Annotated in this window: 8 protein-coding genes; 3 read left to right on the top strand and 5 right to left on the bottom strand. The window is 32.7% G+C overall.

All coding sequences use genetic code 11. The annotated features are described in order from the left end of the window. Positions 1-135 precede the first annotated feature (135 nt). Complete coding sequence (locus QWC74_RS11150) at positions 136-267, bottom strand: hypothetical protein (RefSeq protein WP_006785225.1); 132 nt, start codon at positions 265-267, stop codon at positions 136-138. Between the two features lie 150 nt (positions 268-417). Between QWC74_RS11150 and QWC74_RS11145 the strand changes: the two genes are divergently transcribed. Beyond that, positions 418-1,326, top strand: coding sequence for a helix-turn-helix domain-containing protein (locus QWC74_RS11145; RefSeq protein WP_006785224.1), 909 nt, complete (start codon positions 418-420; stop codon positions 1,324-1,326). A 21-nt stretch (positions 1,327-1,347) separates the two neighbouring features. Here QWC74_RS11145 and QWC74_RS11140 read toward each other — a convergent pair whose 3' ends face one another. The 3 genes from QWC74_RS11140 to pdxS all read right to left on the bottom strand — a co-directional run bounded on the left by QWC74_RS11140 (position 1,348) and on the right by pdxS (position 3,287). Next, a complete protein-coding gene (locus QWC74_RS11140; RefSeq protein ID WP_006785223.1) occupies positions 1,348-1,746 on the bottom strand; it encodes a rhodanese-like domain-containing protein in 399 nt (132 codons plus the stop codon). 85 nt (positions 1,747-1,831) lie between these two features. Continuing rightward, complete coding sequence (pdxT, locus tag QWC74_RS11135; protein ID WP_006785222.1) at positions 1,832-2,407, bottom strand: pyridoxal 5'-phosphate synthase glutaminase subunit PdxT; 576 nt, start codon at positions 2,405-2,407, stop codon at positions 1,832-1,834. A 1-nt stretch (position 2,408) separates the two neighbouring features. Beyond that, positions 2,409-3,287 carry a pyridoxal 5'-phosphate synthase lyase subunit PdxS gene (gene pdxS, locus QWC74_RS11130; protein WP_006785221.1) on the bottom strand — a complete coding sequence of 293 codons (879 nt, stop codon included), beginning with the start codon at positions 3,285-3,287 and terminating at the stop codon, positions 2,409-2,411. A 141-nt stretch (positions 3,288-3,428) separates the two neighbouring features. Here pdxS and QWC74_RS11125 point away from each other — a divergent pair, with 141 nt between their 5' ends. Next, the gene (locus QWC74_RS11125) at positions 3,429-4,901 is read left to right on the top strand and encodes a PLP-dependent aminotransferase family protein (RefSeq protein WP_006785220.1); all 1,473 of its coding nucleotides are present in this window, start codon (positions 3,429-3,431) and stop codon (positions 4,899-4,901) included. Positions 4,902-5,205: 304 nt separating this feature from the next. Here QWC74_RS11125 and QWC74_RS11120 read toward each other — a convergent pair whose 3' ends face one another. Next, positions 5,206-5,604, bottom strand: a complete 399-nt coding sequence (locus tag QWC74_RS11120) for a GtrA family protein (RefSeq protein WP_006785219.1) — start codon at positions 5,602-5,604, stop codon at positions 5,206-5,208. 158 nt (positions 5,605-5,762) lie between these two features. Here QWC74_RS11120 and QWC74_RS11115 point away from each other — a divergent pair, with 158 nt between their 5' ends. Next, positions 5,763-7,013, top strand: a complete 1,251-nt coding sequence (locus QWC74_RS11115; RefSeq protein WP_006785218.1) for an HD domain-containing phosphohydrolase — start codon at positions 5,763-5,765, stop codon at positions 7,011-7,013. The last annotated feature ends 11 nt before the right edge of the window (positions 7,014-7,024 follow it).

The following is a 7,024-nucleotide window of genomic DNA, read 5'->3' as shown; positions in this document are numbered from 1 at the left end:
TTCCAATTGCTTAGTTTGTGATGAATAATTGTCTGATTTAAATTGACAACTCAGGAATATAAAAAAAAGATGTGAATCATGATTCACATCTTTTCCCCTCTATCTCATATCCCCAATTTAATTTTTAATTATTGATTATAACCACCAAGGAAGTTCGATTGATGCACGAGTTGAAGGTTGTTGACTACCTTGTACTGTAGTAACTCCTTGAACTAATACTAATCCTAATACAAATGCAACAACTAATTGTTTTAAATTTTTTTTCATTGTCTTTGTCTCTCCTCTCAACTTTTGCTATTTTCATGATATAATAAATTAAATAAGACGTAAAGTGACTATTTTTTCACTTTCTACTTTTTAGCACATGATGTTTATTTATTATAAGAATAATAAATACTGGGGGTTAGGAGGACGCTCATGAACGAAATTTATTTCGGAAATGTATTGAAAGAGTTAAGATTAAAAAAACAATTGAGTCAAGAAAAGTTAGCTGATGGTATTTGTACAAAGCGCCAGCTTATTCGAATTGAGCAAAATGAGAATTTACCAACGGGATTTTTACTCAGTGCATTATCAAAAAAATTAAATGAGAACCTAGAACCTTTTCTGCTTTTTGCCAACCACGAAAATCCGATGGAAGTCATTGAATTAAAGCAACAATTAGATTATTATTTCTACGAGAAAGACTTTGTTCCGTTAATGGAATTAATCGATCAATACCGTTCTCTTCATCCTAATCCACCAGTAGACTTTCAACAATATTTAGGATGGTATGAAGGTGCTGCTAAATTTCATCTTCCCCAATATGAAAGTCCAACTATTGAATACTACATTGATTTGTTAAAACTAACTATGAACTTTACAAATTTAGAAGAAGCTTGTGTGGGATTCCGTACCCTAAATGAATTAAATATTATTCATACTATTATTATTCTATTCTATATTATCAATAATAAATTAGTTGAAGCTTCTCAATTATTACCCTTAATCATTGAGAACTATTTAAAATATTATCATAAATACGATATTAATTTACTAGGCCGTATGTATTATAACCTAGCCAATGTTTATTATCGACTAGATTACTATGATAAAGCACTTGAAGTCTGTGAAATAGGAATTAAAACTTGTTTACAGGAACGTTCTTTTGCGGTTGTTGCCGATTTATTTATGTGCAAGGGAAGCATTCTAGCGGATCAAGGTTTAATGGAAGAAGCAACAACATGTGCTAAATTTTTCGTGACTTTATATGAAATGCAAGGGAAACGTAATCAAATTGAGCGCGTTATTGAACAATATAAAGCACTTGGAATTGATATTGCTTAAACCTACTATTGTAGGTTTTTTTTAATCCATTTTATCTTCTATCACATAAACTTTAGTAAATCCAAGTTCCTCTAATTTTTCACCAGCTATCTTACTACGGTTACCACTTTGACAGTAAATAATAATCGGTGTATCTTGATAGGCCATAAGTTCATCAAGATGTTGCTCTAATTGATTGTATGGTATGTTTATGGCATTGCGAATATGACCTTTCTCGTATTCATCTGCATCACGGACATCAATAATAAGGATTTCTTTTGTATTATCCATTAGCTCTTCTGCCGACTCTCTTTGAATAATTTGGGGACTAGTCTGTTGCATCAAAGCAGCAGATTGAGTTGATTCATAATCTAAAATAGCTACTGTCATTAAAAATATAAAAACTAAACAAAATAATAATTTTCCGATTGCTTTTCTCATGTTGATTCCTTCTCTTTTAAAATATTTTTATTTTCTTTTAGTATTCTCTATCTAAATAAAAAAATGACCGAAATGGTCATTTTTTTTATTTATCAATCATATTTAAAAAATACTGATGAAAACTTAAATCGTTCGTTAATTCAGGATGAAATGAAGTAACAAGCATATTATCTTGTTTACATGCTACGATATGATTATTAAGTTCTAGTATGACTGAAACCTCTGGTCCTACCTTAGTAACATATGGCGCTCTTATGAACACTAATGGAATTTTAGAGGACGATACTGTCTCAATTTCCACTTCCGTTTTAAAACTTCCTAATTGTCGCCCATAAGCATTACGCTCAACTTCAATATCCATTAATCCTAAATGAACTGTTGAATCTTTAGCAAGTTCTTTAGCCAGGATAATCATTCCAGCACATGTCCCCCAAACAGGTAAACCATCTTTAATTTTTTTCCGCAGTGGTTTTAATAAATTAAAATCACGTAATAGCCGTCCGATAGCGGTACTTTCTCCTCCTGGAATAATTAAACCATCGATTTTTTCCAACTCATCTTCATATTTTACTAGAAGTGGATTTACATCGTCTAGTTGGCTTAAAAGGTTCATATGCTCTTGTACGGCACCTTGGACAGCTAAGACTCCAATGTTTTTCATACTACCATCCTCGTTTTGCGTATTGTTCATTTTCAGGTAATTGACGAATGTCAATTCCACTCATCGCTTCTCCTAATCCTTCTGAAACCTGTGCAATGATGTTTGGATCATTATAATAAGTAGTAGCTTTAACGATTGCTTCAGCACGTTTTTGTGGATTATCTGATTTAAAAATTCCAGATCCTACGAATACCCCATCACATCCAAGTTGCATCATTAAGGCAGCATCAGCTGGTGTCGCAATTCCACCTGCAGCAAAGTTTACAACTGGTAATTTTCCATGCTCATGAACATAGCACACTAAGTCATATGGAGCTCCCATATTTTTCGCTATTGTCATTAACTCTTGTTTGCTTGCTGCTTGGATTTCACGAATTTCTTTATTCATCGTACGCATATGGCGAACTGCCTCTACAACATTTCCTGTTCCCGCTTCTCCTTTCGTACGAATCATTGAGGCTCCTTCTCCAATACGACGAAGTGCTTCCCCTAAGTTTTTAGCCCCACATACAAATGGTACGTTAAACTCTGTTTTATCAATATGGAATTCATCATCAGCTGGAGTTAATACTTCACTTTCATCAATATAATCAATTTCAAGTGCTTCAAGCACTTGAGCTTCTACTAAATGACCAATGCGCACTTTAGCCATTACTGGGATACTAACTGCTTCTTGAATTTCTTTAATCATTTTAGGATCAGACATACGAGCTACTCCGCCTTTCGCACGAATATCAGACGGTACTCGTTCAAGTGCCATAACAGCAACTGCCCCCGCAGCTTCTGCAATTTTAGCTTCCTCAACATTTACGACGTCCATAATAACGCCACCTTTTAGCATTTGAGCTAGATTCTTATTTAATTCATAACGTTCACTCATTTTCCTCACTCCTTTACATTTTTACTCATCTTCAATATAATAATTGTATCGAAACAATTATTATTAAAATGATTTCTAACAATTATTTTATACCAAATAATCCCTAATAAATCAATACAATTACTTAAAAGGAGTAATACAATGTTACCTGTACCCATACAATTAGATAAGAATAAATCTGAAGCCATGTATTTACAAATCGCTAATCAAGTAGCAACTATGATTCAACACCAACAATTAGAAGGTGGTCGCTCTCTTCCTTCTATTCGAAAATTAGCTACTCTACTCGAAGTTAATAATGTAACGATTGTTTCTGCGTATAAACACCTTGAAACACTTGGACTTGTCATTGCAAAAAAAGGGAGCGGTTATTACGTTAAAGAAAAACAAATCATTCCTCCCTCAATTCCCTCACCTAAATTATCAATGCAACAAATTACAAGTCAGCATCTGCATTTAGAACACAACCAAATTAACTTTGCGAGTGCCACACCTGAACCAAGCATCTTTCCAATTGCCTCATTTAAACATTATCTAAATTATGTTCTCGATCGAGATCAGGGATACGCCTTTGGATATCAAGAAAGTAATGGATATGAACCTCTTCGTGAAAGTTTATGCCAATACCTAAAACGCCATCAAAAACTTGAGGTTTCACCTAACTCAATTCAAATTGTATCAGGTGCCCAACAAGGAATTGATATTATTGGTAAAACACTTCTTGGAAGCGGTGACTGTGTATTCGTTGAAGACCCAACCTATACAGGAGCTTTAGCTGTTTTCAAATCTCGAGATGTTTTAATTAAAGGAATCAGCTTAGAAGAGGATGGCCTTAATCTTTCTGAATTAGAAGCAGCACTACTAACTGTTCGACCAAAACTTTTATATGTCATGACTAAATATCAAAACCCTAGTACCGTGACTTATTCCTTAAAAAAAATGAAACGTTTAATAGAACTCGCGCAACTATACGACTTCTATATTGTTGAGGATGATTCAATGTCTGAGCTAAATTATGAACCTGATGCTAGCAATATCAGTTTCAAAAGTCTAGATCAAAATGAACGTGTTATTTATATAAAAAGTTTCTCTAAAATTATGATGCCTGGTCTTCGTATTGGATTTATCCTTGTTCCCTCTCCCCTCTCTACAGATATTATGAATGCCAAACATCATACAGATATTTCATCATCTGGATTAATCCAACGTACAGTAGATTTATATTTACGTGAAGGTCAATGGGATGAACATATTAATCAAATGCGAATTATTTATAAGAAAAAATACGATATCATGGTTCAAGAATTAAATAAATTAAAAGCATATGATGTCAAATTTCATATTCCACATGGTGGCCTTCATTTTTGGATTCAACTGCCGCCACATCTTAATGCTAATGAACTTTATGATCTTTGTTTATCTCATTCACTAATTACGACCCCAGGAAAACTATTCAGTCCAACGGAAGATACTCATCTAAATCAATATATGCGTTTAAGTTTTGCAGCATGTACAGAAGCGGACATCATCAAAGGAATTGATATTTTAAAACAGTGTCTTCATCTAATGAACAATAAGAAAAAACAGTCTACCTATATTTCGCCATTAATTTAAAAGAGTCACCTTAATACAAAAAAATTTACGTCGACTTATCGATTAATAAAAAAGTCCCTATCTTAAATGCAAAGATAGAGACTTTTTTTATTGTTTCATTATATTTAGAAATAGAAAAGAGCTATTACTTATTATCCCCCATCAATTATGGACACCTAACTTCGCATTTTTAAAAGTTATTTGTATCAGGCTATAATCCTTTATAGACTCAGCAGCGGTGGATTGTTCGCTCCCCCGAGGACTCCCTGCCCACCAGTTGAGGATAGCTACGAGCTCGCCTGAGGCTTACTACGTAGCCGGGTCCCTACTTCTTAAGTGCGAATCGTACCATGAAGAAGTTGATGATCATGGCGATTGGGAATACGAGAATTGGTGCAAATGATTGGTTGATTCCGATTGCAAGGAATATGTTTAGTAAGATCATTTGAACAAAATAGTTGATTAAATGTGCGCCAGCAAATTTGATTCCATTTGATGCACTTGCTTCTGTTTTGAATGTAAAGGCTGTTGAAGCAAAGTAGTTAAAGATAAAGCTGATAATATATCCTATTGTAAAGGCAATATTGGCATTTACAGAAATTCCATATTCAAGTGCTAAATACACTCCGTAATGAATAACTGTTGCAAAACCACCAACGATTACAAACTTAATAAATTGAAAAATCTTTTCATTTTGTTGTAACTTATCTAATACAGTTTTCATTATAATTTCCTCCTGCTTATCATTTCATAATAATTTTACACGTTAATTTTAAATTTGAAAAGAAAGAAAAATCCCCTTATCTGCATACTATACATTTTTTTACATTTAAAATACAAATTATGATAAAATATTTACATGAATAGACGCGGAGGATACAGATGAACAACTTTACATTTAAAGACATTATGTTAGTTTTTCAAAAATGTTTTAACTACATTGATACTAGATTAGACCGACACTGTGAACAAGTAGCTTTTCTTTACTGGAAAACTCTTCAACATACAGGAAAATATACTGAGGAAGAGCTCGTTAACCTTACTCTCATTGCTTTATTCCATGATATTGGTACTTATAAAACAAAAGATTTTAGTGAATTTCTTTATAATACTTCACCAAATCCACATCTGCATTCAATCTGTGGTTCTTTATTTATTAAATATTTTTCACCTTTATCTCATTTATCAGATATTATCCTCCATCATCACGATTCTATAATAGAATATGAAAAACTAGATTTTCCTTATAAAGATGAGACTATTCTCTTAAATCTCCTAGATAAGATATCATTATTTATTCATCGTAAATCATATATCACAGATGAAGCCTTGAAAAAGATTTTACATTCTCCTCTAAACTCTTCCCTTCTCGACTATTTTAAAGAAGTTAATCAATCAGAAGAATTAATAAGCAAAGTAATAGATGGGCGATATTTAAAGGAATTATATCATTTTTTAAATCATTTCGAGCCCTCTAAAGAAACAACGATGGAATACGTTAGAATGATGATGTATATGATTGATTTTAGAAGTGAGAGTACGCTCATCCATACTATAACAGTGACTAGTTTATCAAAGATTATCGCAATAAAACTAGGACTTGATGATGAAGTGGTAACGAATCTTGCATTTGCAGCGACGATGCATGATATTGGAAAAATCGCTACTCCCATCGAAATTTTAGAAAAACCAACAAAACTTACTTCTAGTGAGATGGAAATTATGAAACAACATGTTACGATTACATATGACATTTTAAATTGTATCTGTTCTAAAGATATCGTTGAAATGGCAGCTTATCATCATGAGAAATTAGATGGTAGCGGTTATCCTTTTGGTTTAAAAGATCATCAACTTTCAATTCCGGTTCGCATTATTAGTATTGCTGATATTATGAGTGCTCTCCTTGGCGTGAGAAGCTATAAACAAGAATTTCCAAAAGAGAAAATTATCAATATTTTAGAGAACTTAGCACGTGACTATAAAATTGATGCTGATATTGTAGAATTTATCGTTACTCATTACGATACTTTAGTTTACGAATTAAGTATTGATTCTAAACCTTATCTGGACCGCTATACAGATTTAAAAAAAGAATATCAAGCTTTATTTAAACAAAAAATAGCATGTTAAAAATCCTGAGA

Source organism: uncultured Turicibacter sp., assembly GCF_938044715.1.
GTDB lineage: Bacteria > Bacillota_I > Bacilli_A > MOL361 > Turicibacteraceae > Turicibacter > Turicibacter sanguinis.
This window is presented reverse-complemented; position numbering and strand designations above follow the sequence as displayed.

Excerpts from the sequence above, each read along its gene's own strand:
- pdxS (WP_006785221.1), bottom strand. The coding sequence starts at position 3,287 with ATGAGTGAACGTTATGAATTAAATAAGAATCTAGCTCAAATGCTAAAA.
- QWC74_RS11115 (WP_006785218.1), top strand. The coding sequence starts at position 5,763 with ATGAACAACTTTACATTTAAAGACATTATGTTAGTTTTTCAAAAATGT.
- QWC74_RS11145 (WP_006785224.1), top strand. The coding sequence starts at position 418 with ATGAACGAAATTTATTTCGGAAATGTATTGAAAGAGTTAAGATTAAAA.
- QWC74_RS11120 (WP_006785219.1), bottom strand. The coding sequence starts at position 5,604 with ATGAAAACTGTATTAGATAAGTTACAACAAAATGAAAAGATTTTTCAA.
- QWC74_RS11150 (WP_006785225.1), bottom strand. The coding sequence starts at position 267 with ATGAAAAAAAATTTAAAACAATTAGTTGTTGCATTTGTATTAGGATTA.
- QWC74_RS11140 (WP_006785223.1), bottom strand. The coding sequence starts at position 1,746 with ATGAGAAAAGCAATCGGAAAATTATTATTTTGTTTAGTTTTTATATTT.
- QWC74_RS11125 (WP_006785220.1), top strand. The coding sequence starts at position 3,429 with ATGTTACCTGTACCCATACAATTAGATAAGAATAAATCTGAAGCCATG.
- pdxT (WP_006785222.1), bottom strand. The coding sequence starts at position 2,407 with ATGAAAAACATTGGAGTCTTAGCTGTCCAAGGTGCCGTACAAGAGCAT.